The following is a 26,299-nucleotide window of genomic DNA, read 5'->3' as shown; positions in this document are numbered from 1 at the left end:
TATAACTATGTTATATAGTATAATTAAATTACCTAAACATCTTGCGAATGTTAAGAAAGGTAGTGGCTGATATAGCAAATAACCTTAGTCACGTTGAATTGGTGCAAATTTAAGGTTTTGAATAATAGTACAAGGATTTTTGGAAAACCATGTCAAAGAAAAGTGGGGCTCTTGAAGTAAATTCCAAATCGAAATTTAGTTTGAGGACAGATGCTAGTAAGTTGGCCGGATCAAAGTAACATATCCAATCCTAATATAACTAAGGAGCTAAGTGAGGAGTATGCAGAATGAAAAATAGATTAGTCTTTTCATTGATATTGTGTGGTCTACCATTAATCCCAATTGTTTACTTTTTTTTCGATTTGCCTGACCAAATGGCTGTTCATGTGACCAATGGCACCCCAGATATATATTTGAACAAGTATCTAGCAACTTTCGGAATTATTGTATTTTGCATGGTGGTTCAGATATTAGACTATGAAACTAAGTATAAAAATGCTAGCGAATCTAACTTGTTTTTCCATTTAGTACATCTTCTAACAATGCCCATTCTTACCAATTTAGTCATGCTAAACATTCTCAACTTATCATTGAGGAGTAAATTATTTACTTTCGGATCTACAAGAATAATTGGGATATTTTTAATAGCCATGAGTTTGTCTATTTTAATTTCGAAAAGAAATTTTATGTTTCCAAACCAGTGGATAAAAAGTAAAAAAAAGCTATCCATATCAGTAACTAGAACATCAGCGGTTCTTTATTTTTGTTCGGGAGTATTAATGATGTTTGTGAAAATGTCAGTGGTACTTCAATTAATCATACTAATTACTCTACTCGTGTTGCCTCGTCTGGTTCAACTAGGTTTTAGGAATAGTTAAAAGATATCAACTTATCAAACATAAGCGAGATATACATTGCCTAAATCAAAAAGAAATCACAAATTCTTTATTGTGTAATTCGTCGAACCTAAAGGAAATTATTTGTTTCCACTAACGACAGATTTAGTCTACTCAGAAAAATTATTGTCCATTAAGAAAATTCTTAGTAGATTTTTGATTATCCGGATGTATCAAAAACGATAGTTTATGAGATGGATTTTTTTAGGTTCACATAAATCGTGTTATATCAAGTAAAAAAATGTCCCTTAAAAAGTTCAAATGGACATTTTGCTAGGAAATAACTATTGGCTACTTTCCTTTTTGCTTACTTACTGCTATCCAAATTTCACTATAGCGATTATTGGCTGGTGTAGAGTAATCAATAAAAGAGATTTCAGGTGCTTTTGTCAATTGATAACCAGATTGTGGTAACCAGTCAGAGTAAATCTTTCCCCAAGTATTTTGAAGCGTTTCTGGGAATGGCCCACAGCTAGGAAAGATTGCCCATACGTGACTTGGAACCTGTAAGTACTGCAAATCAGAAAAGGATTTTTCCTTAGAGGTAACCACACCAATTAAGTGGGTTAATTCTCCCTTTTCTTCCAATCTCCCGTCATCAAACTGAAAAGATGCATTAATTACTTGATTTGGATAAAAATCTTTCAATTGATTCATATGTTCTTTTTGCTTTTCTGTAATTGACTGAACTAACTCAATAATTGAGTTGTTTTCTCCCTCAAACTGAATAGGGACGCGCTTTGTCACCCCTGCTAAATAAAAAGATGGTTTTTCGATAATTTTAAATTCCATAAAAAGTCCTCCTTGAATTGTAACTTCTGTCCTAAAGGGTAAAAAAGTTTTTTGGAGCTGTGTTGAATAAATTTCCGAAGGTGTAATAGATGTATATTCCTTGAAGGCCCTGGAAAATCCTTCCAAGCTTTGATAACCATACTTAAAAGCAGTTTCTGTAACTGATTTACCTTGAAGTAAATCTTGATTTGCCAACGTTAATCTCCGTAATTTATGATACTCAATTAAGTAATTCCAAAGAAAAAACTAAAAATACGTTTTAGATGATACTCATTTACACCAATTTCATGGGCAACTTGCTTAACGGATATATTTTCTGTTAGATGCTCTTCCAAGTATTCTACAATCTGATTTAACTGGTTCATTTGGTTAACTCCTTAAATTTATTCATTGCTGCTCTTATTTACAAATTAAACTTACCATGAGCTCTATTTTAATGCTTGATATATCTATAACAACTTTAGTCAAAAAGGATAATTTGACTATTAAGCCCATGCATTCTTATCTAGTAATTTTCTTCTTGGACTTAATTACCTTATATAGCAATAATAGTAATTTACTTAAATCTCCTCATACCAAGTAAATTTTTAAAATAAATAGAAAACAGGGTTAAAAAAGGAAACAATTAATTTTATGAATGGTATAATTCAATAAAAAGGGAGCAATAACCATGAAAATAAAATTTAGCTTTGGGGTATTATTGGGAATAATTTCTTTTTATCAGGATGCTCAAATCAACCACAAGTAACCAACAGTTCACTTTCAGGAAAACCAAGCTCTTCTGAAGAGCTATCAGAAAATACCAAAGGACATGGTATCATACCGAGACATGATTACGAATTAAAAGAAGTTACTCCTGGAGAAGAGTATAATTTTCCTGAGGTAAGGAATATCAGATAGTTATTTAACCTTTAGTTCACATAAGGACCATTAGACCAAGCAGCCCGCCAGACCAACGTTTGGCGGGTGTTTGCTTGTGAAAAAGACGCTTGATTCATTGGTCTAAATAGCAAATAGCTGACATAACTTGTTTTCTAGATAACAATATTTAGTGAAATAAAATTTACGCTAGATTCTTTGGTGTAATTTAATTATCCCGAAACTGCTAAAGAAAGTCTAAGTCGTGAGTAGATTAACTCAGGGTTTAGTAGACTTTACAGAGACACTACTTTATCATAAAAAGTAATTAAACTTTTTCCTAGGAGGTGGCTGTCATCAAAATCAGACAAAAGACTTTTATTATCGCTATTTTAGGAATAATAATGATTGCATTTAGTTTTTATCTTTACCAGTTTCCATTTAAAAAATATATTGCTGTACAAAAATTTTATCCAATGATTGAAAAAATGGGTGTACCCAGAGAAAAAGTTGTTATTACTAAAAGCTTGAGGGATTACAATAGTCAGTCGGACGGAGTTACAATTTTTTTTAATGTTTCAAATAGCTCTTTTGATTATCAATATGATTACTTAATAAAAAAAGAAATTTGGATACGTGGCTATGTAGAGGATGGCATACGAATAAACACCGACGAAATTATTTTTAAAAAATAGAAAAGAGGAGGATACAAAAATCAAAAAAAAAAGAGTTTTAGTTATCGGTGCTTCAGGAAGTTTAGGATACAAAATTTGTGAAGCAATTCAAAAATTTTTTCAGGATTCCATTGAGCTACATATTAGTGATTATAAAACGGATAGGGCAACCAAAACTGCCGATAGACTTGGAATTGACAAAAAAAATATCAAGATAATTAATATAGAAGATAAAGATAGTATTACTGATGAAATTACTCCCGATTTAGATAGTGTCGTAGTAGCAGTTATCCAACAAGGTACGTTAATTCAGCAGATTTGTAATAACCAAAATGTTCCCTGTGTCGACGTTACAGCTTTCAAAAACTTTTCCGAAAAGTTAAAAAACGATATTCCAGAACCTAATACTGCTCTTGTTTGTATGGCGGGATTTTATCCAGGATTAAGTGGTATTTTAGTTAAATCTTTAATAGAAGAATATGCGGAAATTAATAAGATTGAACTATTCTTGCTTCAAAATAAGAATGCTAATGTTGGATTAACGGGTATTCATGATATGCTAAAAATTATTTCCAGACCATTATCTAGTGGAGAAAGAGGATTTACAAATATATCTCAAGAGAATTTTGATGGTAAAAATTATAAATTAAGAGAAATTAATCATGACGAAGCACAATTACTCCAAAAAAAACTTTCTATTAACAAGCTTTCCTACTATACATCTTGGAATAATTCGTTTTTCAATTTAGCAATAAATTTTGTGATTAAGAATAATCTTACAGAGTCATTGATTAAAATCTTTAGAAAATTCAACTTGAATTTGGATAATCAAAGTTCAGATGAAACAATCTATCTGAAAGTGAGAGGGACAGTGGAAGGGAAATCTTACAACTATTCCCATGAAATTGTGATGAAGCTCCATTCTGATTATGAAATGACAGCTTATTTTGCTGCATTTATGGCAGACTATTTATCAGAAATTATAGGGATGAAAGGGGTATTATTTCCGTTTGATTTAATAAATTCAAATGAAATTGATGTGTCGAGTATTGACTCAAGGAATGAAGTTTTTCAAAGTTAACTACATATTTTGTGGCAATTAGTAAAATTTCTAAAAAAAATTACCAATCTACTTTGGAAAAACAGATATATTTAATTATTCGAAGCAACTAACGACGAATTTTATGGACTCAAACAGGCTATTACATTCCTATCACTACCAATTTGCTTTGGTTGATAACGATTTTTTTATCTTCATACTCACGCGAGTATGGAAATGGCATCATCCAATGTTATAGAACGGGGAGATTAAATGGAAAAAGAAAAGTTGATTCGGGTAGAAAATGTGTATAAATCTTTTGGAGAAGTCCATGCAGTCAATGGCTTGGATTTTTCGATTGAAGAGGGAAAAATTGTTGCTTTTCTGGGACATAATGGTGCTGGTAAGACAACGACTCTGCGCTTATTAATTGGGTTGTTGGCGGCAGACCAAGGAGCTATTTCTGTTTTTGGATTAGATCCAATTCAAAATGGTCAAGCAGTTCGTAAAATTTGCGGTGTGTTATCAGAAGATGACGGTTTATATGAACCGCTGAGTGTCTATGATAACTTAATTTATTTTGCAGATATTTATGGATTACCTAGAGCAGTTGCAGAACAAAGAATTGAAGAGCTATTGAAAAAATTTGACCTGTACCAAGTGATGGATTCTCAAGTGAAAGGCTTTTCTCGAGGAATGAAAAAGAAAGTTGCACTGATTCGGGCTATGCTGCACCAACCGCGACTCTTGCTTTTGGATGAACCTACGAACGGGTTAGACCCTGTAATGACTCAGGAATTGCGGGAAATGCTGATGATTTTGGCAAAAGAGAGTGGTGCTACGATTGTGATGACCACGCATAATTTAGATGAAGTTCAAAAAATGTGCGACCAAATAATTATTTTCCGTCACGGTAAAAATGTTTTCTCTAGTGATATTGATTCTTTAGCCCAAGAAAAGCTCTATCAAGAAAACGGCCAATTTAGCCTAGAGAAACTTTACTTAACCTTAGAAGGCGGTGGCATAAAATGAGTGCCATTAAAAATGTGGTCAGAACCCAACGAAAATTGTTTTTCCAAGATAAGGGAATGTTGGTTTTTTATGGGGTTACAATTTTAGGTTTAGGTATTGTATTGCCGCTTTTTATAAAAAGTATTACTGCACAATTGACCCTCGTCACGTTTATGACCACGACACTACAGAAACAGTGGACCGCTGAGAGTATCGCAGGTGAAAGAGAAAATAAAACTCTGGAGTCCTTACTGAGTACACCATTGGAAACGACCCATTTAATAGTAGGTAAAAGCCTATTTAATCTAGGTTGTGGACTTGTTTATAGTGGTTTCCTTATTTTGGCAATTTTTTTCACCAGACTAGTTACTCAGACACCGCAAGAATTTTCAGCTACAGATTGGCTGATTTATTTACTATCAGCGATTATGGTCATTTGGATCACAGCCTTTTATGGCGTTCTTTGTTCAGGAACCTCGGCAACAGTTAGTGAGGCTGGGAAAAAACCAGCCATCATTACTTATTTTTGCTCACTACTGGTAGTGATTGTTTTAAGTACACTAATGTTAGAAACACTTCCTCTTGTAGGATTAGTTGTTATTATTGCGGCTTATTTTATTTTGACTGGGCTTATTCTCTTTGTCACGTTAAGAAAAATATTTCATATGAGTCGTATGAAGCTAATTGAGATTGATGTCCATGATAAAGCTCAAACAAACCGTGATCATTCAGAACAAAAAAAATCAGCCTACATGACGGTCTTTGCCCACGAATATCACTACTTCAAAACTTTGAAACGCTTGACTTTTAATTTTACTATTCTTTCATTATGCCCTGCGGGAATCTATCTGACTGCTTGGCTTTTGTTAGGACAATTGGATTTAAATTATTCAATTTTACTAACAATCGCAATGATTCCACGAATTCCAACAAATCTAATTGCCTATGCGGTGGGTGGGGAAAAGGTCTATAAGACAGGGGAGGCTATTTTAGCCACACCGCTTTCAACGACAGCTTTACTATTCGGCAAAGCTCTTTTACCTTTGCTTATTTCGGGGATTATGTTACTTATTTCTGCTGTAATAACAATTCTTTGTGCAAATCTGATTGCTTGGAGTTTAGGGCAGGGCTTTATTTTCTACAGCATAACTCAACTGATTTTATTATCTGGTGTTGGCTTAGCAACTAGTTTGGTGATGATTTTTGCGATGGCAATATTAAGTCTAGCTGCTAAAACTCCCCGCAAAGGATTATATTTTGCCACTTTTCTAGGCTTAGTCTTTTTTATTCCAGTGATTGGCATCATCTATTTGTTTCACAGTAGCCTGTTATTGAGTGCCTGTTATTTACTACTTTTATTAGGTACAGCTTGTTATCTTTATTTAAAAATTCGCAGTGTGTCCCGCATCCAGTTAATGTAGTATTTGTAAAAAGAAAAGCGAGCAAAAGGTTATTTTTGATTTTTTCACTTTGCTAACTCAGGGTTTAACGGCAAAAAAAAGTAGTTACAATATTTCATAAAGAAATAAGAACATAAAAAGATGGGAACAATAAAAAGGCAGCTGAGCGAAGTATTTTTCGTTCAGCTGCTGTTTGATTTAGGTTTAATCATCTTGAATTTTTAGCCCTTCAACAATGTCTAAGCGCTTGATAAACCGATTGGCCATAATTAACCGCAAATTACTGACCAGAAAAATAACTACGCCGCTAATAATAAAGCTGGTTGGCGTAATGAATGGATATAACGCAAAGGTGTTTTGGGAAAACTCACCTTTAATCGCTACTAGTAAAAAATAGCCTGCAGCAAAACCAAGGGGGATTGCTAAAGCAAGCTGCACAAAGCCTTCTTTAAAAATCGCTATCAGAATTTTTCTTTTTGAATAGCCCATGATATTCATAAACATATATTCAAATTCACGGATAGTAAGATTCATCAAATTCATACAGGCAACGACTGTAATCCCTAAAATGACTCCACAAGCGATAAGCAGCCAAATAAGAATTTGTAAATTTTCCAAGAGATTATCAAAGGAAGTAATATCGTCCTCCGCCGTCGAAAACATTAGGTTATCACGGAGTAAAGCAACTTTTAATTGAGCTAACTGATCTGTTTTAACATAGGTTAGATTGTAAGCCCGTGGTAAATCAGGAAAAACCTTTTGAGCATAATTATAAGACGTAAAGATGCTAAGCCCCATGCCAAGGGGAATAATTTCTGATACTTTGACTTTTTCATCATCGATGCTAATCAAATCTCCTACAGCAACGTGCCATTTTTCAGCGTAGTATTCTGGGAGGATAATACCGTGTTCTAAGGCAGTGGAGTTTAAATTAAGCAACTGGGAATCAATTTCCGTGATTGTCAATGAATAATCTTCACCTTTGACTTTGACCGGCAATTGCAACGCCCGCGTCTCGGCAGAAATAGTTGGGTACTGACTCAAAAGATTTTGCTGTAGTGGTGTTATTTCACTTTCCACGACTAAATCATAGGAGGCGAAATCAGAAAAATATTGACGCGTCACTTGATGAAGCGAATCATTAAATCCCAGCGAAAAAACAAGTAAGGCAGTCGAAGCGCTGATGCCGATCACCATAACTAAAAAACGGCCTTTATTGCGAATACTACTTTTAAATGCATAACGTGAGTTAAAGGACAATTTTTGCCAAAAAAAGGCAGTTCGCTCAAACAGACTATGTTTCGTCATTTTTGGCAGCCGCGGCCGCATGGATGCTGCCGGCAATTCCTTGAGGACTGAGAAAATTGCCAACAAGCCGGCGAGTAAACAACCAACAATTGAAACAGCACAGGCAAATAGCCACAAAGAAGGATAACTGTGTAATGTCAGATTAGGGAGCTCCATCATAATTTTTATCATGGAAAGCAGCCACTGGGATAGAGGGATTGAGCCTAAGCAGCCAAGGAAAGCTGCGAAAAACCCCAATAGGCCAAATTGAAACAAATAGATTTTCAAAATCGTGGTATTACTGTGGCCCAAGGCTTTCATAATGCTAATTTGTTTATGCTCTTTGAGGATGGTACGCCTCAAAAGGATAAAAATAATACTGAAGGATATCAACCAAAAAATTAAAGGAAAAATAACCGCAAACGTTTCAAACTGCCCCAAATCACCCTCGTACATCTGGTAATTAATCTGATTTTCAGCTGTTGTATATGAATCGAAGCTAAGTATTTCTGCGAGATTTTTTTCGGTTATTTTTCCCGTTGGCTCAATTAGCAATTGATTGTAGGAAATGGGGAGCTGATTGATAAAAATCACGCCAAACTGGGTGGCATCGGCAAACATTGTGCGGGCATTTTGTACATAATAAACATACTCCGGCGAACTGGCAATACCGGAAATGGTAAATTCTTGATCATTGATTTTTAATTTTTCCCCGACAGTCAGTTGGTTTGCTCGGGCAAATTGACTTAAAACAATGATTTCCTGACTATCATTGGGTAACTTGCCAGCTACTACTGTCAATTGATTAAGCGCAGAAGTGATTTTGATGAAACGATAGGTAAAGTCAGCTTCTTTGATTTCGTAGATGCTCCGGGGCTCGACTTTGGAAATTTCTGCTGTGCTACTCAGCCGAGTGACATCATCTTCAGTAAATGAACCGGTCACAGTGATCGGAGCATAATGATTTTGGCTAAAATAATTTTCTGCGGAGAGCTGAAATGAATTTTTGAAGGAGAGAATAGTTAAAAAAAAGAGCACAGCGACAAAAATCAGTAAGCCCATTCCCAGCATTTGGCCGCGATTATTTTTCATTTTTCGAAAAATAAAACGATTCGAAGTTTTCATTACCATTCCACCTCGCTTGGCATTAATGGGTAGGGGTTTTCTAAATACTCAATTATTTGTCCGCTGCGCATACGGATGACGATGTCTGCAATTTTGGCAATTTCTTTACTGTGAGTTATCAAAATGATTGAGCTATTATTTTCTGCTTGGATATTTTTGAGAACCTCCAAAATTTTGATGCCGGTTTCAAAATCAAGTGCTCCAGTAGGCTCATCGCAGAGCAATATTTCCGGTTTTTTTGATAAGGCTCGCGCAATGGAGATGCGCTGCTGTTCACCGCCGGATAATTGCGCTGGAAAATGTGTGGCTCGTGTAGCTAAGCCAACCGAAGCAATTGCTTCTTTGGCATATTCAGTTTTCAAATGGACAATTTCTGTTGAAAATTCAACGTTTTCTAAGGCATTTAAATCAGGCAATAGATTATAGCTTTGAAACACAAAGCCAATTTTATCCTTGCGAAAATCGGTCATTTGACCTTTAGTCAAATCAGTGAGTTTTTTTTCCTGACAAATAATTTCTCCAGTTGTTGGCTGATCCATGCAGCCGATCATATTCAATAAAGTCGATTTTCCAGAGCCGCTTTCTCCAAGAATTACAACAAATTTGTTTTGAGGTATTTCTAAAGAAATATTATTTAGCGCCACTACAGCGGCGTCCCCCTCGCCGTAAACTTTGGTGACATTTTTCAGTGAAAATAAACTCATTCGTTACACCTCCAGATAGGATAATAGGCCATCTAGCAAAATTTCAACAGTCGAGTCAATGTATCCGTCGATCAAGATTTCTTCATGACTGACACCGAAGAAGAGGATATGAATCGCATTTTGCAAAATTTCGATTTGTTTTCCTTGTAAATTCAGGCTATCAAAAATTTGTTGATAATTTTCTTGTTCCAATTTTTCCAACGCAGCTAAATCTGCCTTTGAATAGCGCAATAAAAATTGCTGAACTTCATTGTGTTCTTCAATGAAAAAACGCTGTTGAGGATTTTTTAGAAGTTTCAAAAAAAACACTTTAATTTGTTGGCGCTTTTCACTGGAGGGCAGGTGGGCAATTTTTTTGAGGACATCTTTAATTTGAGCAAATCCTTCTTCGTGAAGCTGGAAAATTAGACTATAGATGAAATCATCCTTTGAAGAAAAATAATTATAAAAGCTGCCTTTAGCAACGCCGGCATCTTTTACAATATCATCAACGCTCACGCGACTAAGTCCATAGCGAGTGATTAAATCCTTTCCGTGTTTTAGCAATAAATTTCGTTGTATTTTTTTTTCTTGATCAGTTAAACTTCGTGGCATGTTCTTCTCCAAACCATAATGACTAAATTTGTATTATATAGTCATTATACGATAGTGATAATCTTAATGTAAAGTTTTTTCTAATTCAAAAGGCTAAAAAATTTTCTGGATGGATTTCTATAGCCAGAAACGAATCATCAATTGGCAGGTGAGTTTTCCCGCTTTGATAGTTGATAGAAATAGTATTAATTTTTTGCTGTTTTATCTTTTTTTCGGAGGATACTGAGATTATCAGTATTAACCGAGTTTGGTTTCAAAGAAAATTGCTGAGGATGATAATCCGAAGAAATAGAACTTTAAATGGCGCCTTTAAAAATTTTTGAAGCGCAGAGACTTCAAAAAAATAAAAACCGTCCAATTTAAAATGCTGGGCGGTTTTTATAGCTACGTCAACTTCTCGTTTGAGAAATTAACACTTTCGATAGAGCGATACTGATTTCTTCAACGGAAATATCAGATTCCAATTGCATCCATTCCACAATCATGCCGATTGTGCCTTTGGCAAAATAGGTAAAGAAGAGCTCCAAAATTTCAGGATTTGTTTCATCGAACATTTGGCTGAACTGTGAAATTGCTAAATCATGAACTTCTGAGAAAATAGTTGTGACAAAAAAAGTAGTATTGCTGCTTTTTAAGAGAGCCAGGGATAAAACTTTATTTTGATTTAAGACGCTGATAAAGCGTTCTAACCAGATGGCTAAATCATCTGAGGAGCGTAATTGAATTAAGGGTAAAATTTCAGCGGTCAGCTCTTCCTCGATTGTTCGGAATAAATCTAACGGGTCTTGGTAATACTTGTAAAAAGTGCCCCGATTAATTTCTGCTTTTTCCGTAATTTCAGTGACGGTAATCTTTGATAATTCCTGTTGGCTTAGGAGTTCTAGAAAAGCTTCCCGAATGACTTTTTTAGTATAAAGTGTCCGGCGATTATTTTTAGTGCCTGCCAAGTAGCTCATTCCCTTCAACATTTTTCTAAAAAGTGTCTATTTAATGACAAGTGCTTTCAAATTGCCTATTGACCTCAATGTTTAAACAATTATACTTACAAAGTGTAATGAAAGCAACACTGTGTTTGAAAAATGACGAGGTGAAGAAATGAGTTTCATTGAAGTGAATCACGAGTTTAAAGAATATCAGATGGGAGATACAACCATCGTCGCCAATAATGATCTTAGCTTTTCAGTTGAAGAAGGGGAACTAGCGGTGATTCTGGGTCCTAGCGGGGCTGGAAAATCAACCGTCTTAAATATTTTAGGCGGTATGGACACGCCGACAAAAGGTGAAATCAAAATAGCGGGGGTCGACATCGCCAATTTTTCCAATCGAAAATTGACAGCCTATCGTCGGACTGAAGTCGGCTTTGTGTTTCAATTTTATAATTTAGTACCTAATTTGACGGCTAAAGAAAATGTTGAATTGGCGTCAGAAATTTCGCCGAATGCCCTCGATGTTGAAGAGACTTTGCGACAAGTAGGGTTAGGGGAAAGAATGAATAATTTTCCAGCTCAGCTATCTGGCGGTGAACAACAAAGGGTGGCGATTGCCCGAGCGTTAGCTAAAAATCCCAAAATTTTACTTTGTGACGAGCCGACTGGGGCCTTGGATTTTGAAACTGGCAAGCAGGTTTTGCAGTTACTGCAGGATGTCAGTCGAATACAAGGGAGAACAGTTGTTTTAATTACCCATAATAGTGCGATCGCCCCGATTGCCGATCGGGTGATTCGAATTAATGATGCGAAGGTTCGCTCAGTTGAGCATAATTCAGCTCCAACTTCGATCGCAAAAATTGAATGGTAGGTGCCTTGTTTGAAGAATAAATTATATTTGCGCAGTCTCTTTAGAGATATTCGTGATACCATTGGCCGCTTTGTTGCAATTATTTTAATCATCTTTATGGCGGTATTACTCTTTGTCGGCATTAAATCAGTTGGACCTGATTTGGAGCAGACAGTTGATGAATTTGTCAGTCAAAAAAATATTTCTGATGTACAAATCATCGGAACAGCTGGCTTAACTGAAGAGGATCAAGCTATCGCCGAAGAAACCGGTGCAACCGCCGAACTTGGTTATAGTTTTGCCTATGATGATGAAGATGAGAATATTGATTTACAAGTCTTTTCCTATGATGAGAATAGCAGTCAAAATAACTTGTCCTTAGTCGAAGGCCAGCTACCTAAAGCACCTAATGAGCTTGTTCTCAATGAAAGTTTAGCTGAGATTTATCCTCTGGGTTCGACATTGATGATTCAAAACAATCAATTAGAGGATACGGAGTTTAAAGTTGTTGGCTTTGTCGAATCGCCAATTTATGTCAGCGAAAATGAATTTGGTTCATCAAATGTGGGCGACGGCACTCTTGATGGGTATGCCTATCTTAGTCAAGACGCCTTTTCTGCTGGTGATACCTATTCCATCATGTATTTGCGTTTTGATTCATTGGCGGAATTGGATATTTTTTCTGACGACTATCAAGAGCAGCTAACAACCAAATTAAATCAGCTGGAAACAAAATTTGCTAGCCGAAAAAGTGAAAGACGAGGGGAACTTATTGCAAGCGGCAATGATGAAATTGCCGCAAACCAAGCAAGTCTTGATCAAAGCCAAAGCGAGCTGACTGCCGGTCAAACGCAACTGGATGAGGCGAAGCAACAATTGGAAAATCAAAAGAGTCAGTTGATAGCGACTGCCAGTTTACAAAGCCAGAGTAGTTACGAAGCAGCTTTAGCACAAATTACTACTGCAGAAACTGAATTAAGCACTCAACAAACGACGCTGACGGAAAATCAGCAAACCATTGACGAGGCTCAAGCCGAAATTGATCAAGCGAAAACAGATTTAGAAAATCTGTCGACGCCCAATTATTTGATTAACGAACGAACCTCTAATCCCGGCTTTGAAGAGGTGACCAGCTTATCTGATCGAATTGATGCCATTGGCAATGTTTTTCCGGTATTTTTCTTTTTAATCGGCGCCTTGATTACCTTTACGACCATCACGCGTATGGTGGAAGAAGATCGAAAAATTATTGGGACCTTGAAAGCCGTTGGTTATACCAATATAGAAATTTCTATGAAATATATTTTGTACGCCCTGTTGACGGCTGTCGTGGGCACTGTGCTGGGGATTTTTGTCGGGACATTTTCTCTGCCGGCGCTTGTTTTTAATATGCTCGGAGCGTCTTATGTTTTTACCGATTACACGATAACTTTTTGGCTGGTGCCCATTTTAATTGCAATTGGCGGAAGTTTTATAGCAACGGTCCTAGCAACGATTTATATTTTAATGAAGGATTTACGGGAAAAACCAACAGCATTACTTATGCCTAAAGCACCGAAACCCGGTAAGCGAATTTTATTAGAATATATTAAACCAGTTTGGCGCCGGTTAAGCTTCAATCAAAAAGTTACTTATCGGAATTTGTTTAGATATAAGGCCCGCATGATTTTAACAATTGCGGGGATTGCTGGCTGCTGTGGTTTAATGCTGGCGGGCTTTGGCTTAAGAGACTCGATTGAAAATGTCGGCACTGTGCAATTTAATCAACTAAATCATTTTCAAGGCATTGTGACTCTTGATAGTGGGATATCGGCAGATGAAGCCAGTCAAACGTTAGATGTTTTAGACTCGACTGCGGCGGTTACTAAAGAAACGCCGGTTTATGCAAGTCAAGTAACATTTAAGGCAGACGGAGTAGCTGATCAAAGCGCCTCTCTTTATGCTTTTGAAACATCTGCTAAAGCGCGTGCCAATTTTACTTTACAGTCAACAAGCAGTGATTCTTCCACTGAATTAGTGGGAGATGGCGCTATTATTTCAGAAGGCTTAGCCAAAGCCTATGAAGTGAAAGCTGGCGATGACTTAGTTTTTCAAGATGCAAACGGCAATCAGATGACTCTTAAAATTAGCTGCATCGTTGAGAACTATTTAGGGAACAATGTCTTGTTATTACAGAATTATTTAGAGCAACTAACTGACCAGAGTCATCAGGCTAATTCCTTTTTAATTCAGACTACAGAAATGTCAAAGTCTAGCCAAGATGATTTGGCGGCAGAATTAAAAGGGACTGACCAAGTATTGACCACCACTTTTATGAGTCAGCAATTAGAAAAGCAGGCCTATTCTAGTACCAATCTGCAACCTGTGGTGATTATTTTTATTGTGCTTTCTGGAACACTGGCTTTAGTTGTTTTATTTAATCTGACGAATATTAATGTTTCTGAACGGGAAAGGGAATTGGCCACCATTAAAGTATTAGGCTTTTATGATCAAGAGGTGACAATGTATATCGTTCGAGAGTCGATCATTTTTACTGGCTTGGGAATTTTGCTGGGCTTTGTGGTGGGAAATGTCCTCACTTGGTTTATTATTACCATGGCAGCTTCACCAAGTATTAGCTTTCCTTTGCTGGTGCCAGCGATTGGTTATCTTTTTTCTGCAGGACTCACAATTTTCTTCTCTGCGGTAGTGATGCTGATTACCCATCAGCGTCTGAAAAAAATTGATATGATTGGCGCTTTAAAATCAAATGAATAAATCAAAAATACCTAATTAAAACAAAGCAGCCGCTGAGATTAAATTTCCCAGCGGTCGCTTTGTTTTTTTATTTCATTTTTATTCCCAAGAAAAAATGCCTAAAAATGTTTTGCGCTTTTTTAATTTTTCCGTTTCTAAATAATCAACCCGCAGCTCACTCGTAAATTCTGTCTTAAAGGCAGCTTGGATCAGCATCGTTAAGAAAAGCTGATTGATTTGGGTAAATTCATTTCGATAAAAATCTTGTTGGCTGACTAACAGGTAAGGAATCTGATAATCCTTTAACCAAGCCTTTTCTTCCGTGAAGGGAAATTGCAGGGAGCGGGGCAGGATGACGCTGTCTATGCGCCGGGAAATCTTCGGCATATCCGCTTTATTCAGAGTCTCGCTATTACCAAATAAAAAGCGAATATCAAAATCAGTCTGTGGTTGAAAATCGAACAAGCCTTCAAGACTGAATTTTTCGGCAATCGGTCGAATCCCCAATTCGCCTAAATATTCAAAGAACTGAGTGAAAAGTCTGCCGTCAGCATTGCCGTTAATCACTAAAATCTCCATGTTTTTATCGGCAGCCTTTGAAGCACTGTGGATAGCCGATTGATAGCCCCGCTGATAATCAAGTTCAATTAATTGATCTAATAAATCAGCGTAAGCTTGTTGCCCATCCATCATACCAAAAATTTTTGGGGGAATATCTTGCACCACAGTTGGGTAATCAGCTAGTAACCGTATTTTTTCTTTGGTCAGATAACGGACTTGTGGCGCCACAAATACTACATCAAAAAGTTGACCAAACTCAAAGGCGCTAGAAGCACTGAGGGCATTGATTCCTCCATAAACAAAAATTAAATCATATTTATCCCCGTATGCTTTGTATTTTGCCAGGGCAGTAAAAGCGTCGAGGGCGACTGCCGTTAAGTTTTGATCTTCTTCATTCACATGTTGGGCAATTTTTTGGCAGAATAAACTAGAGCTGCCGCCGCCTGCACAACCAACAAAAATAAACATTTGAAATGCTCCTTCAGCGAACTTCAATTGACAAAGTTAATTCGATTAACTAAAATTATACTATAAAACAAGTGAAATAAATCGCTTTTATTTTAAAAAATTAGAGCAGCTCAGATAACTCAATCAAGGCAGTTTGATAATTTTCAACATAATAGCGGAAATTTTTCCGACCTTTTTGGATAATTCGATGGCCTTCTGCCGTTAATAATTTTTTCTGTTCCTCAATGCCACCGGGGTACTTCGGATTCAATTCGCCATTAGTTTTAAGAGTACGCCAATAGGGTGTTTTATCGGTGGTCCGCTGCTCGCTCGCCCAGGAAAAATGGAAACAAAAATCCCGGCTGTCATTGGTTCCGTAAAATCTGCTTGATTTTTTTCTGCCAAATAAGTCCGTATCTCACTGACTGTTGTCAGCTTACCTTCAGGAATTTTTTTCATAATCGCATCATAGGTGGGGGCTGGTGCAAAAAACATTTTTTCGCCGCCATAACGGGCAATCACTTTTGGATCGGTGACAATTTGGATTTTTGGCATATCGTTTTCTTTGTGGAGCATGGCATTAAAGTCCTTTTTATCTTCATTCGCCATTGAAATGACCTCCTTGACATCATTTTAGTTACCTCAATTCAAGGATAAAGTCTTTTTCAGCAAAATGCAATGAGCCACTTTTACTTTAGCAAACTATTTTAAAATATAATTTTCTATCAGGAGTGTGGTCAAATGAATCAAATTTCAAAAATTTATGTCAAGGAATTGCCAGAATTAATTTTTTTGAGCCACCGGCAGACAATTGATTTTTTTGCTGAATACAGTGGGTTGATTGGGGAAACATTACCAAAAATTGACGAAGCCTTAGAAAAAGAAAATTTAGCTCCTAGCAGTGGCTTAGTAACCTGCTTTCATAACATTGATTTAGCTCAATTAGATGTCGAGGTTGGCATGGTGATTCCTCGTCGGATTGCGACTAAAAAACCACTAAACTGTACCGTTTTACCAGCAGGTTTAGTGGCAACGACCATTGATTTAGGAGAATACGAAAAGCAGGATCCGACGATGATGGCTTTGAGTGAATGGATTCCTAAAAATGGCTATCAAGCGAATGGAGGAATTTATTATCATTATTTAAATGATGAAAAACAGCCGCCAGAAAATTATTTAACACAGATGTTGATTCCCATCGTAAAAGTTACGGAGAATTTTAATTAAGCAATCCGGTACCATGTGTCTGCAACTTGCTTTAATTGAACAGGGAAGGTACCGCCAGTCAAAAAGCCTAACCAACGCACTAATTCTTGCTGAGTAATCGGCAATGTCTCAAGCAATAAGTGAGTCTCAATCGCTTCACCAATCTCAAGTTTTTGCAGGAGAAAAATCAATTCTCTAAAATGATTTTTGCCAGAACTGACGAGGGTTGCTTGATTGTTTACCAATTTTGGTAAGGCCAAGCCAGCTTTTTTCAAATAGCCAATTAATTCTTGAATATCTTCATCGTATAAGGGCAGGTCGGCGGTCTTAAAAGCCGCCAGTCGAAGGGCAAATTGTGCCGGAGCTTGTTTAATCAAGCCATGATTTTTAAATAAATTATAATGGCGTTTAGGAAACCGCAGGCCTTGTGCTTTACTTTGCAAAATAATATCGACACCACGATCTAATTGCAGCAGACCCTGTTGAATTTGGCGGGCAATCTGTGGTTCAACACTAAGGTGCTGGGCAAAATGAGTCGCTCCTAAATTCAGTAATTCGCCGCTTGTCTGAGACTTTAAAATGAATTGATATTTTAATTCCCGACCACAGCGACAGTAAAGGCGATTGGACTCGCCGAAGGGATAGCTGGGATTTTCTTTGAAATCAAAGAATTGCCATTCTTGATCAGCTAAAAAATTTTTGGTTAGAAATAAAGACTGCAGCTGATATTTTTTGAAATCGGTAAGAGTCTGTTGTTGTATCGGGGTCAGCTGCTGCCACAATAGCTGGCGTTCTTCAGCTGTCAAATCAATTTTCATGGCAAAGCCTCCTTAAGGTCTCCTTTAAGGATAGCTTGAAAAAAATTTTATGTAAAGCCAGCTTTTACATCTAGATAAGGAGTTTTCATGACCTATAAACGCCTAAAAATGCCGGGAGTCAACTGTCCCCGCTGCAATCGAAAGTTAGAAATTTTATATGCTGATTCAGCTGCTGTCAGTTTTTGTCTGTGTTTTTCATGCCGAAAAGTTTACGAGTATCAAAACGAAATGCTGACAGTTTTAACGCAAGCTCAACAGGCGAAAGCAGCGGAAAGAGCGGCGTTAAAAAATTTACCGCAAGCATTTCCCAAAAAGGCCAATTTTTTGGGTCAGGGCAGCCAGTTGCGGCAGCTAGAAGAAGGTTATCAGCGACGTTGGCTCAGTTTAGCTGAGTATGAAAGACAATTTGGTGAGAGTCTCAAATTTACGCCTTGTGATTTACGAATAGACCAGACACTGTGTAAATGGTGTGGCGGACCTTTACCCAAAGGCCGCAAGTCGTTTTGCAAAGATAGCTGTTCGAGAAATTATTCTAAGGCGACTTTCAGTCAACGAAGTATGGCTAGCTTACCTTATCAAATTGCTTGTCGCGATAATTTTTTTTGCCAAGTCAGCCATGAAGATTTGGCCCAATACAATCGTCATCAGCAGAGAATCCCTGCCAGTAATGGTAATTTGGCCGTCCATCATTTATTTTTTGTCTCAGAAAAGGGGACAGACCATCAAAAAAATTTATTGACTGTTTCAGCAGAAATTCACCGTCGCTATCATTCAGGAGATGCTGAGATTGTCGAAAAAATCACAGCCATTAAAGAAGAACGACGACAAAATTATGAAGCAGTCATGCATTTTTAGTTGACAGTTTCGGGAAATGGAGCAGCATCTATGATAATCAGAGAAGCAGTTTCGGCTGATTTAGCCGAACTTTTGGAATTATATTTAGACTTGCACGAAGAAAGTCTACCGGAAATTACAGCGGTTGAAGGAGTTTGGCAACAGATGTTGGCTGATGCAAATCAACATGTGTTGGTGGGAACTATTGCCGAAAAAATGATTGCCTCTTGTGTTGTGAGTGTCATTCCCAATTTGACACGCCAGCAAAGGCCGTATGCGTTAATTGAAAATGTTGTGACAAAAAAAGCCTTTCGCTCACAGGGATATGGCAGTCAGCTTTTAACTGCTGCCAAAAATTTAGCTCAAGAACAACGTTGCTACAAAATAATGTTAATGACTGGTGCAAAAGAGGAAGCCACTTTGAGGTTTTACCAAAAAGCCGGCTATAATTTAGAAGATAAAACGGCTTTTATTCAATGGTTAGCAATTTAACGGAGGAAAAAATGCAAACTAAGCGATTAATGATAAGGAAATTTAGAACAAGTGATGCAGATGATTTATATGAATATTTAGCTGGCCCACAGGTGGTGGAGTTTGAACCATATCTGCCCTTTAGCTATCAAGCCGCTCAAGAAACGGCAGCACAAAGAAGTCTCGATGAAAACTTTTGGGCAGTCTGCCTCAAGGCGAATCAGAAAATGATTGGCAATCTTTATTTGGCAGAGACTGAAGCGCAGATTTTTACACTCGGCTATGTCTTCAATCGAACGTACCAAAAACAAGGCCTGGCGACTGAGGCAGTTAAAAAGATTTTAGATTGGGCATTTTATGAAAAGAGTGCCCATCGAGTGGTCGCCCATTGTAATCCCAAAAATGAACGTTCATGGCAACTTCTAGAGCGTTGTCACTTCTACAGAGAAGGTCTACTGCGAAAAAATGTCGCCTTTTTTAAAGATGCAGCTGGCCTACCACTTTGGCAGGATACTTTTGTTTATGGATTATTAGAAGAAGAATACCGCAAATTATCAAAACAATAAGCAAGCAATTATCAATACGAAACTTACAAAAGGAGCAGCAAATGACATTAAGATTAGCCAAAATTACTCGAGAAAATTACCAAGAATGTCTAAATTTAAAAGTCGCTCAATCACAAACTGGTTTTGTAGCAGCTAATAGCGTCTCGTTAGCTCAAGCCGCCTACGAACCGAAAATGTATCCACTAGCCATTTATAATCAGCAGGAGATGGTAGGCTTCGTCCTCTATGATTTTGATTTGGAACTGAATGACTGGTCGATGAGCCGCTTAATGATTGGCGAACAATTTCAAGCTCAGGGCTATGGAAAAAAAGCCCTGACACTTTTTTAAATTACTTTTTTACAGAAGTTGATGCAGCTCAAATTTACACTAGCGTTGAAGTAGACAATCCCATCGCTAAAAAGCTGTACTTGCAGGCGGGCTTTAAAGAAAAAGAAACCTTCAGCTATTTCATTGCTGACCAAGAATTCCACGAGGAACGCCTTTTACTTAAAAAAGCTGACTGGCTATAAATATATTTCAAAAAAAGGGGTGACTGGCATGCCGAAGCATTTGATTAATCGAGATTTAATTGTTCAAACAGGACTGGCTTTAACCGCCGAAGTCGGATTGGACAATCTGACCTTAAAAGAAGTGGCCCAACGGTTAAAGGTGAGTACACCGGCAATTTACAAGCATCTCGAAAATTTGGAGAGCTTAAAAAATGCCGTCAAACTGGAGATTCAAAAAATTATTAAGAATCAACTGTTGACCTCAGCCGAAAATTTTGATGGCGTTGACCTATTAAAGGCGATGGCTTTAACCTATGTTCATTTTGCTAAAGAACAGCCGAAACTGTATCAAGCCATCGAATGGTCGGCTTTGATGGCAGATACCCAAGGACAACCTGTTTTTCAAGAGGCCATCAACAAAATTTATCAAATTTGTCAGGAGTTGGGAGCCAGTGAGCTAGAGGCCTCCCATATTATTCGGACTGTCCGCAGCCTTGCTCAAGGGTATGCTGACTTAGATAGCCATCAGAGTTTTGTGCATCCCTCTTCTGTCGAAAGCAGCTTAATTTATGCTTATGATACGTTTTTCCTCGGTGTCCAACAAAGATTTCAAGAAAAGAAAGGAGCGGGCAAATGAAATTTCGCTTTGATCATTTGCAAATCACGGTGCCAGATGTGGAAAAGGTTGAATCCTTTTAGGATCAATTATTTTCCCTTTTGGGCTTTGATGTCAGCAAAAAATATAAGGGTTATCTCGAGCACAGTGACATGTTAGTGGTGGAATATTTAGATGATGCGTTGGACTTTGGCATTTGCTCGCCTAAAGCAGAATTTGCAGCTGACTCAGTTAACTCCCGCAAGCCAGGAGCAGTGCAGCACCTGGCCTTTGAAGCGGAATCAAGAAGGGCTGTCGATGAATTTTTTGAAACGATTCAGTCCTTGGAGGTCAAGATATTACATGGTCGACCTAAGGAATACAATGAGCGAATTGCCCGTGGCTATTATGCGCTATTTTTTGAATCGCCAGATGGTATTCGTTTTGAAATTTTCCATTATTAAAATGAAGGCGCTTTTCCAGAAGATTACCAGTTGATTTTCTGACGTGATTAGCGAAAACAAAAGGAGAGATAAGATGATTGATATTGGTGAAGCTCAGGTTTTAGGAAAACAGATGGCCAAAGAGTTAATTGGCAAAAAAATTGCGCAGGTTTCTTTCGGTAATTCACCCCATCGTTTTGCCTTTTTTTCGGCAACGGAGGAAGTTTACGAGGAGTGGCTACTAAATCAAACGATTCAAGAGGTCAATGTCTACGGAAATTTTGTGGTACTCGCATTACACAAATGTGCTTTGAGTTTTAGTGAGGGGTTGAATTTTTACTGGTTGGCGCCGACACAAAAATTGCCGAAAAAATATCAATTTGCTTTAACCTTTTCAGATGATTGGGTTTTGGCTTGTTCTGTCAGCATGTATGGTGCGATGATGCTCCAAACAGCTGAGCTAGTTGGCAACGAATATTTTCAGGTGGCGCAAGAAAAGCCCAATCCTCTTGCAACTGAATTTAATGAAGAATATTTTGAAGAGCTGCGAAAGTCGGCCAAGCCGACCCTCAGTTTAAAGGCTTTTATGGGGACTGAGCAACGTATTCCCGGCTTAGGCAACGGCAGCCTCCATGATATCTTTTTTTCGGCACAGCTTTTGCCGAAAAGAAAACTGGCGACTTTGAATGATGCAGAGTTCACTGATTTATTTACAGGAATGAAAACTGTTTTAAAAGGGATTGTGGCTGGGGGAGGCCGGGATACAGAAAAAGATTTTTATGGCCAAAAGGGTGGCTATCAGACAATTTTATCTAGTAAAACTTGGAAGAGTCCCTGTCCCCGCTGCGGCCATCAAGTCAGTAAAGAAAGTTATCTAGGGGGAACCATTTATTATTGTAGTGGCTGTCAGAAATAAATAGGAAGTAGTTTGATGACAAATTGGCAAGAGGAATACCCGAAAGGGCAGCCGCCGACGTTTCAAGAAATTTGCAGGTTTATCGACAATCGCTTGTGTCTGAAATTTACTAACTACTTATCAGCAAGCTATCAGGTAAAACCCAAATTTGCGTATAGCGCTTGTTGCCTGCAAGCAGGCTGGAATGTATAATACAAAAAAAGTGGTAAATCACTTTGTACCTTATACCCCATGCCAGGATATTTCATTGCTTTAGTGGTGATTGGTCAAAAAGAAATGACAGCAGCGGAAACTTCACTGCCGCTGCTGTCGGAAGAAACGCAAAAAGTTTTTGCTGCTGCCAAGCTAGGCAACGGTCAAAAATGGTTAATGTTAAAAATTGATCAGCAAGCTAGTTTCACTGATGTGTTGCAATTGATTCATCTGCGGGTTCAACCTAAAGTAATGGTGAAAGTCTGAAGCTTAAATAGAACAAAGGATTCAATTACTTTTAAAATCGAATTACAAAATCTAGTTTAGCATCAACGGATTAAGTTTAGTCCGCTGTTTTTTCCAGCAAAACTGCTAAGGTGTCCTGCTGATCGAAATCTCGGTGACCAGCAACGTCGCTGAACCAGTCACAGATTTTAACAGGATATTGGGCCCATTCATTGGCTAGAGAATGCTGATCAAAAAAAGTAGTCCAAATGTTATAAGGCGTTAGCTGATTCTCCTGCAGAATAAAGCTTTGTTCCAAGGTGATATTTTGCGGATAAATTAACGTTTGCTGAAGCTCAAGATAAGGCTCAGCGGACCAAAAGCCATTTTCTAAAACGTAATGCCAGTCTTTAGCTTCACGAATTTGTTGAAACTTATTTAAGGAGAAGACGTCGAATAAAGTTTTGCCTCCAAGTTTTAAATGGTCCAGCATTTTTTGTAAGACTCGCTTGCGGTCCATTGTGGAAAGGGCGCCAAAGTCACAATAAATCATAATAATTAAATCATATTTCTCTGGCAAATTTAAAGATAAATAATTTTGCTGCTGATAATCAATCGCAAGCTGCTGCTTGATTGCCGCTTGTTTGGCATATGCAATTGAGCGTTTAGAAAAATCAACACCAGTTACTTGATAGCCGGCCTTTGCCAAGAGCTCGCTGTAAATTCCTGGACCGCAACCCAAGTCCAAAAGCTTGGGATAATCAGCAGGGGGCAGTGTCTGACAAATAAAGGCAACCGACTCTTCAATAAAAGTTAATTTACGGCTGGCCCCTTCAGTCTCAGGATTCAGGTGATTTTGCAACATCTGAGACGAGATGTACTCATCCTCCCAAAAAGCTGCCGCCGTTTTTTGATAAACGGCGGGTCGTTCAAATAAGTTTTGTGGTAAATTCATTTGTATCAAGCTCCTTTTTGTAGGTGTTTAAAACGCAAAAAGGCTGCAGATTTTACTCTGCAGCCTGCTTGGGTCTTTGGCAGTTTTTGAGTAAAATAAAATCAAATTCAGGCATCTCAAAAAAGCTGGCGCTCAGCTAAAAGAAAAACCTGTTCAAATTTGATTTTATTTACCCCTTCCAGTCAAACTTCAACCAATGAAAACCTGATTGCCAGTTTGCCGGATAACTTCACCTACTTGTATTTGGTAATTACAGTGTATGATAAAAAAATTCCCCTGTCAAAGGGTGAAATAGGGAGGCATTATGGAACAACGTCTATTTGAAATAGTCTATGAATTGATTGCCAAAGGACAGGTAACAGCCCCTGAGCTGGCTGAAAAATTTGAAGTCTCCTTAAGAACCATTTATCGAAACATCGACCACTTGAGTAGTGCTGGGATTCCCGTTTATACTCAACAGGGACAAGGCGATGGTATTTTCCTCGATAAAAATTTCACCCTAGAAAAAACTCTCCTTTCAAATGAGGAACAGCAACAACTGTTAGCCGCTTTAGAAGGGTTGACCGTGTTAGGCAGTGTTGACCAACAGCCCTTACTGACAAAGTTGGCGGGGCTGTTTAAAAAAAAACAGCTGAACTGGCTGGAAATTGATTTTTCCGATTGGTCGAAAAGAAACCAGCAGAGCTTTGAAACGTTGCAGCAGGCGATTATTAATCAGCAACGAGTGAGTTTTCTTTATGCCGGCATTGAAAAGCCGGCAGCAGAACGTTTAGTCGAGCCTTTAAAATTAATTTTTAAACACCATGACTGGTATCTCTATGGTTTTTGTCGGCAAAGCCAAGGGGAACGGCTTTTCAAACTGTTAAGAATAAAAAATTTGCAAAGCTTAGCTGAGCACTTTGACAGAAAGACTCCCGAAAAAGTCTTGCAGGACAATGCTGATTTTCAATTGCCTAAAAGAGTTGTGACCTTGCAATTTGACAAAAAATTGCAACAGCGGGTCACTGAAAATTTTGAAAAATTCGCAGAAAATGCTGAGGGTTTGTTGGTTGAAGAAGCCTTTCCTATTACCGAAGATTTTTATCGTTTTATCTTATCCTTTGGCGCCTCAGTTAAAGTGTTAGCTCCTGATGATATTTGTAAAGAGCTGCAACAAAGAATAACAGCTATGCAAAATTTATATCAAACCTGACATCAGCTGACAGGTTTTGTTTGTTAAACTAGATGTAATAAGAGAAAGGGAGGCAAACAAGATGAAATATGAATGGCGTAAAGCTGAAAAAGCATTTTATGGAGCCAAGCAAAAGCCGCAAATTTTAACAGTACCCCCACAAAGATTTATTGCAATTGACGGCGTTGGTGATCCAAATCAAGCTGACTTTGCCGAACGAGTGGCTGCTTTATACGCACTTGCCTATGGAATAAAAATGACCTATAAAAAAAGGTTTCAAGTCAATTCAGAAAATCAATTGACTGAACAACTGACAGATTTTACAGTCTTTCCCCTAGAGGGTTTATGGGATTCAAGCAATGAAACTGATTTTTTAGACAAGGATAGCTTTATTTATACGATTATGATCCAGCAGCCGGCAGCTATCACACAAGCTTTTTACAAAGAAGTTTTGGCAGCGGTCAGCCAAAAGAAAAAACTGCCTTTACTAAGAGCTGTGAGGTTTATCGAAATAGCTGACCAAGAGGCGGTGCAGATGTTGCATCTGGGAGCCTTTGAAAAAGAAGCTGAGACTTTTGCAGTGATGACTGAATATCTTAAAGAAGCCGGTTATCAGCGAAAAGGCCATGTTCATCGGGAAATTTATTTAAATGATGCCCGTAAAACTCCTCCAGAAAAAAGAAAAACTATTTTGCGTTATCCAATTGAAAAAATGTAAATAAGGTCCAGAGCAGTGCATCAAGCTCTGGACTTTTTTTTAATTTTCAATACTCTTACTTAGCCAATCTTTTAAAAAAGCCATCTGGTCCGGTGTGTGAAACCAATGTTCCGCTGCCGGCATGATTGTTAGCTGGCTGTTATTATGTTCAACGAAAGTTTGCACAGTTGCTAGAGGTGTCAGATGGTCCTTTTCCCCGTATAAAATTTTTGTTGGAGTTGGCCAGTTGCTGACAGGCTGTTCTTTAGCATATTGAAGATATTGCCAAGAAAGGGTTTGTCCAAAATCAGTCTGAATTTCTTTTTTCTCCTGCAGTTCATCTGCCGTCACTTGCGCCCAAGTCATCATCTGATAAATTAACTGTTTCATATCAAGCACTGGCGACACGAAAAAAGCTTGAGTAAAAATTTTCTCACTAAAGGCCATCAGACTAAACCAAGCGCTAATACTGTTGGCATATAAGGCTACTTGCTGCCACTTTTCTGATAGATAATCAGCAACCATATTTAACTCTGGCACAACCTCCCAAGGCAGGAGTTCAGTAGCCTCATCTTTACGTTGACCATGTTTTGGTAAATCAATAGCAAAGGTCTGCCAGCCCTTTGCTGCAAAAATTTCGGCTGCTATTGCTGCTTCTTCTTTATTTCCAGCTTGTCCGTGCAGGTATAAAACGACTTTATCAGCAGGGCGTCCGTACAATAGTGTCGACAGCTGCTGCAATTTAATTTCTTGGATATTCATCTGTATCTCCTAGATAGAATTTATTAATTATCTTAATGCTAGTATAGCAAGCCCAAAA

The 26,299-nt window shown here is 37.8% G+C and carries 25 protein-coding genes and 3 pseudogenes; 18 read left to right on the top strand and 10 right to left on the bottom strand.

The window, feature by feature from the left end; genetic code table 11:
• Window positions 1-287: 287 nt before the first annotated feature.
• Window positions 288-878, top strand: a complete 591-nt coding sequence (locus AC1Z3S_RS06390) for a DUF1648 domain-containing protein (RefSeq protein WP_461739657.1) — start codon at window positions 288-290, stop codon at window positions 876-878.
• Between the two features lie 309 nt (window positions 879-1,187).
• Here AC1Z3S_RS06390 and AC1Z3S_RS06385 read toward each other — a convergent pair.
• Window positions 1,188-2,053, bottom strand: a pseudogene (locus AC1Z3S_RS06385) (AraC family transcriptional regulator).
• A gap of 897 nt (window positions 2,054-2,950) precedes the next feature.
• Here AC1Z3S_RS06385 and AC1Z3S_RS06380 point away from each other — a divergent pair.
• The 4 genes from AC1Z3S_RS06380 to AC1Z3S_RS06365 all read left to right on the top strand — a co-directional run bounded on the left by AC1Z3S_RS06380 (window position 2,951) and on the right by AC1Z3S_RS06365 (window position 6,691).
• The gene (locus AC1Z3S_RS06380; protein WP_461739656.1) at window positions 2,951-3,241 is read left to right on the top strand and encodes a hypothetical protein; all 291 of its coding nucleotides are present in this window, start codon (window positions 2,951-2,953) and stop codon (window positions 3,239-3,241) included.
• 400 nt (window positions 3,242-3,641) lie between these two features.
• Window positions 3,642-4,301 (top strand): hypothetical protein, encoded by a 660-nt coding sequence (locus AC1Z3S_RS06375; protein WP_461739655.1) that lies wholly within the window; start codon window positions 3,642-3,644, stop codon window positions 4,299-4,301.
• 231 nt (window positions 4,302-4,532) lie between these two features.
• Entirely contained in the window at window positions 4,533-5,291 is a 759-nt protein-coding gene (locus AC1Z3S_RS06370; protein WP_461739654.1) for an ABC transporter ATP-binding protein, read from the top strand.
• A complete protein-coding gene (locus AC1Z3S_RS06365) occupies window positions 5,288-6,691 on the top strand; it encodes a hypothetical protein (protein ID WP_461739653.1) in 1,404 nt (467 codons plus the stop codon). The genes AC1Z3S_RS06370 and AC1Z3S_RS06365 overlap by 4 nt, the downstream gene beginning before the upstream one ends.
• A 183-nt stretch (window positions 6,692-6,874) precedes the next feature.
• Here the strand turns inward: AC1Z3S_RS06365 and AC1Z3S_RS06360 are convergent, their stop codons facing one another.
• The 4 genes from AC1Z3S_RS06360 to AC1Z3S_RS06345 form a co-directional block, all read right to left on the bottom strand.
• Window positions 6,875-9,082, bottom strand: a complete 2,208-nt coding sequence (locus tag AC1Z3S_RS06360) for an ABC transporter permease (RefSeq protein WP_461739652.1) — start codon at window positions 9,080-9,082, stop codon at window positions 6,875-6,877.
• Window positions 9,082-9,786 (bottom strand): ABC transporter ATP-binding protein, encoded by a 705-nt coding sequence (locus tag AC1Z3S_RS06355; protein ID WP_461739651.1) that lies wholly within the window; start codon window positions 9,784-9,786, stop codon window positions 9,082-9,084. The genes AC1Z3S_RS06360 and AC1Z3S_RS06355 overlap by 1 nt, the downstream gene beginning before the upstream one ends.
• A 3-nt stretch (window positions 9,787-9,789) precedes the next feature.
• On the bottom strand, window positions 9,790-10,380 hold the full coding sequence (locus AC1Z3S_RS06350; RefSeq protein ID WP_461739650.1) for a TetR/AcrR family transcriptional regulator: 591 nt from the start codon (window positions 10,378-10,380) through the stop codon (window positions 9,790-9,792).
• 389 nt (window positions 10,381-10,769) lie between these two features.
• Complete coding sequence (locus tag AC1Z3S_RS06345; protein WP_461739649.1) at window positions 10,770-11,336, bottom strand: TetR/AcrR family transcriptional regulator; 567 nt, start codon at window positions 11,334-11,336, stop codon at window positions 10,770-10,772.
• Window positions 11,337-11,475: 139 nt separating this feature from the next.
• Between AC1Z3S_RS06345 and AC1Z3S_RS06340 the strand changes: the two genes are divergently transcribed.
• Both AC1Z3S_RS06340 and AC1Z3S_RS06335 read left to right on the top strand, forming a co-directional pair.
• Window positions 11,476-12,177 carry an ABC transporter ATP-binding protein gene (locus AC1Z3S_RS06340; protein WP_461739648.1) on the top strand — a complete coding sequence of 234 codons (702 nt, stop codon included), beginning with the start codon at window positions 11,476-11,478 and terminating at the stop codon, window positions 12,175-12,177.
• A 9-nt stretch (window positions 12,178-12,186) separates the two neighbouring features.
• On the top strand, window positions 12,187-14,913 hold the full coding sequence (locus AC1Z3S_RS06335; RefSeq protein WP_461739647.1) for an FtsX-like permease family protein: 2,727 nt from the start codon (window positions 12,187-12,189) through the stop codon (window positions 14,911-14,913).
• A gap of 78 nt (window positions 14,914-14,991) precedes the next feature.
• On the opposite strand, the gene AC1Z3S_RS06330 is transcribed toward AC1Z3S_RS06335, so the two are convergent.
• Complete coding sequence (locus AC1Z3S_RS06330) at window positions 14,992-15,921, bottom strand: PTS sugar transporter subunit IIB (protein ID WP_461739646.1); 930 nt, start codon at window positions 15,919-15,921, stop codon at window positions 14,992-14,994.
• Between the two features lie 100 nt (window positions 15,922-16,021).
• Window positions 16,022-16,509 (bottom strand): annotated as a pseudogene (locus tag AC1Z3S_RS06325) (MGMT family protein).
• 132 nt (window positions 16,510-16,641) lie between these two features.
• Between AC1Z3S_RS06325 and AC1Z3S_RS06320 the strand changes: the two are divergent.
• The gene (locus tag AC1Z3S_RS06320) at window positions 16,642-17,127 is read left to right on the top strand and encodes a GyrI-like domain-containing protein (protein WP_461739645.1); all 486 of its coding nucleotides are present in this window, start codon (window positions 16,642-16,644) and stop codon (window positions 17,125-17,127) included.
• Here AC1Z3S_RS06320 and AC1Z3S_RS06315 read toward each other — a convergent pair.
• On the bottom strand, window positions 17,124-17,924 hold the full coding sequence (locus tag AC1Z3S_RS06315) for a hypothetical protein (RefSeq protein WP_461739644.1): 801 nt from the start codon (window positions 17,922-17,924) through the stop codon (window positions 17,124-17,126). The genes AC1Z3S_RS06320 and AC1Z3S_RS06315 overlap by 4 nt on opposite strands.
• An 87-nt stretch (window positions 17,925-18,011) precedes the next feature.
• Between AC1Z3S_RS06315 and AC1Z3S_RS06310 the strand changes: the two genes are divergently transcribed.
• The 8 genes and pseudogenes from AC1Z3S_RS06310 (at window position 18,012) to AC1Z3S_RS06275 (ending at window position 22,698) form a co-directional block, all read left to right on the top strand.
• Window positions 18,012-18,779 (top strand): hypothetical protein, encoded by a 768-nt coding sequence (locus AC1Z3S_RS06310; RefSeq protein ID WP_461739643.1) that lies wholly within the window; start codon window positions 18,012-18,014, stop codon window positions 18,777-18,779.
• Window positions 18,780-18,809: 30 nt separating this feature from the next.
• Complete coding sequence (locus AC1Z3S_RS06305) at window positions 18,810-19,250, top strand: GNAT family N-acetyltransferase (protein WP_461739642.1); 441 nt, start codon at window positions 18,810-18,812, stop codon at window positions 19,248-19,250.
• Window positions 19,251-19,261: 11 nt separating this feature from the next.
• A complete protein-coding gene (locus AC1Z3S_RS06300) occupies window positions 19,262-19,795 on the top strand; it encodes a GNAT family N-acetyltransferase (protein WP_461739641.1) in 534 nt (177 codons plus the stop codon).
• Between the two features lie 41 nt (window positions 19,796-19,836).
• The gene (locus AC1Z3S_RS06295) at window positions 19,837-20,124 is read left to right on the top strand and encodes a hypothetical protein (RefSeq protein WP_461739640.1); all 288 of its coding nucleotides are present in this window, start codon (window positions 19,837-19,839) and stop codon (window positions 20,122-20,124) included.
• 210 nt (window positions 20,125-20,334) lie between these two features.
• The gene (locus AC1Z3S_RS06290; RefSeq protein ID WP_461739639.1) at window positions 20,335-20,922 is read left to right on the top strand and encodes a TetR/AcrR family transcriptional regulator; all 588 of its coding nucleotides are present in this window, start codon (window positions 20,335-20,337) and stop codon (window positions 20,920-20,922) included.
• An 80-nt stretch (window positions 20,923-21,002) separates the two neighbouring features.
• Window positions 21,003-21,344, top strand: coding sequence for a VOC family protein (locus tag AC1Z3S_RS06285; protein ID WP_461739638.1), 342 nt, complete (start codon window positions 21,003-21,005; stop codon window positions 21,342-21,344).
• A gap of 73 nt (window positions 21,345-21,417) precedes the next feature.
• On the top strand, window positions 21,418-22,239 hold the full coding sequence (locus AC1Z3S_RS06280; protein ID WP_461739637.1) for a hypothetical protein: 822 nt from the start codon (window positions 21,418-21,420) through the stop codon (window positions 22,237-22,239).
• A gap of 15 nt (window positions 22,240-22,254) precedes the next feature.
• Window positions 22,255-22,698: pseudogene (locus AC1Z3S_RS06275) on the top strand (DUF3788 domain-containing protein).
• 76 nt (window positions 22,699-22,774) lie between these two features.
• On the opposite strand, the gene AC1Z3S_RS06270 reads toward AC1Z3S_RS06275, so the two are convergent.
• Window positions 22,775-23,611 carry a class I SAM-dependent methyltransferase gene (locus AC1Z3S_RS06270; RefSeq protein WP_461739636.1) on the bottom strand — a complete coding sequence of 279 codons (837 nt, stop codon included), beginning with the start codon at window positions 23,609-23,611 and terminating at the stop codon, window positions 22,775-22,777.
• A 304-nt stretch (window positions 23,612-23,915) separates the two neighbouring features.
• On the opposite strand from AC1Z3S_RS06270, the gene AC1Z3S_RS06265 reads away from it, so the two are divergent.
• Together AC1Z3S_RS06265 and AC1Z3S_RS06260 are read left to right on the top strand one after the other, a co-directional pair.
• Window positions 23,916-24,803, top strand: a complete 888-nt coding sequence (locus AC1Z3S_RS06265) for a helix-turn-helix transcriptional regulator (RefSeq protein WP_461739635.1) — start codon at window positions 23,916-23,918, stop codon at window positions 24,801-24,803.
• Between the two features lie 61 nt (window positions 24,804-24,864).
• Window positions 24,865-25,500: a GyrI-like domain-containing protein gene (locus AC1Z3S_RS06260; RefSeq protein ID WP_461739634.1), complete on the top strand. Its 636-nt coding sequence runs from the start codon at window positions 24,865-24,867 to the stop codon at window positions 25,498-25,500.
• A gap of 39 nt (window positions 25,501-25,539) precedes the next feature.
• On the opposite strand, the gene AC1Z3S_RS06255 is transcribed toward AC1Z3S_RS06260, so the two are convergent.
• Window positions 25,540-26,241 (bottom strand): alpha/beta hydrolase, encoded by a 702-nt coding sequence (locus AC1Z3S_RS06255; protein WP_461739633.1) that lies wholly within the window; start codon window positions 26,239-26,241, stop codon window positions 25,540-25,542.
• Between the last annotated feature and the right edge of the window lie 58 nt (window positions 26,242-26,299).

This window comes from Enterococcus sp. LJL90, assembly GCF_056924355.1.
The sequence above is the reverse complement of the archived record's forward strand: the minus strand, read 5'-3'. Positions and strand labels throughout refer to the sequence as shown.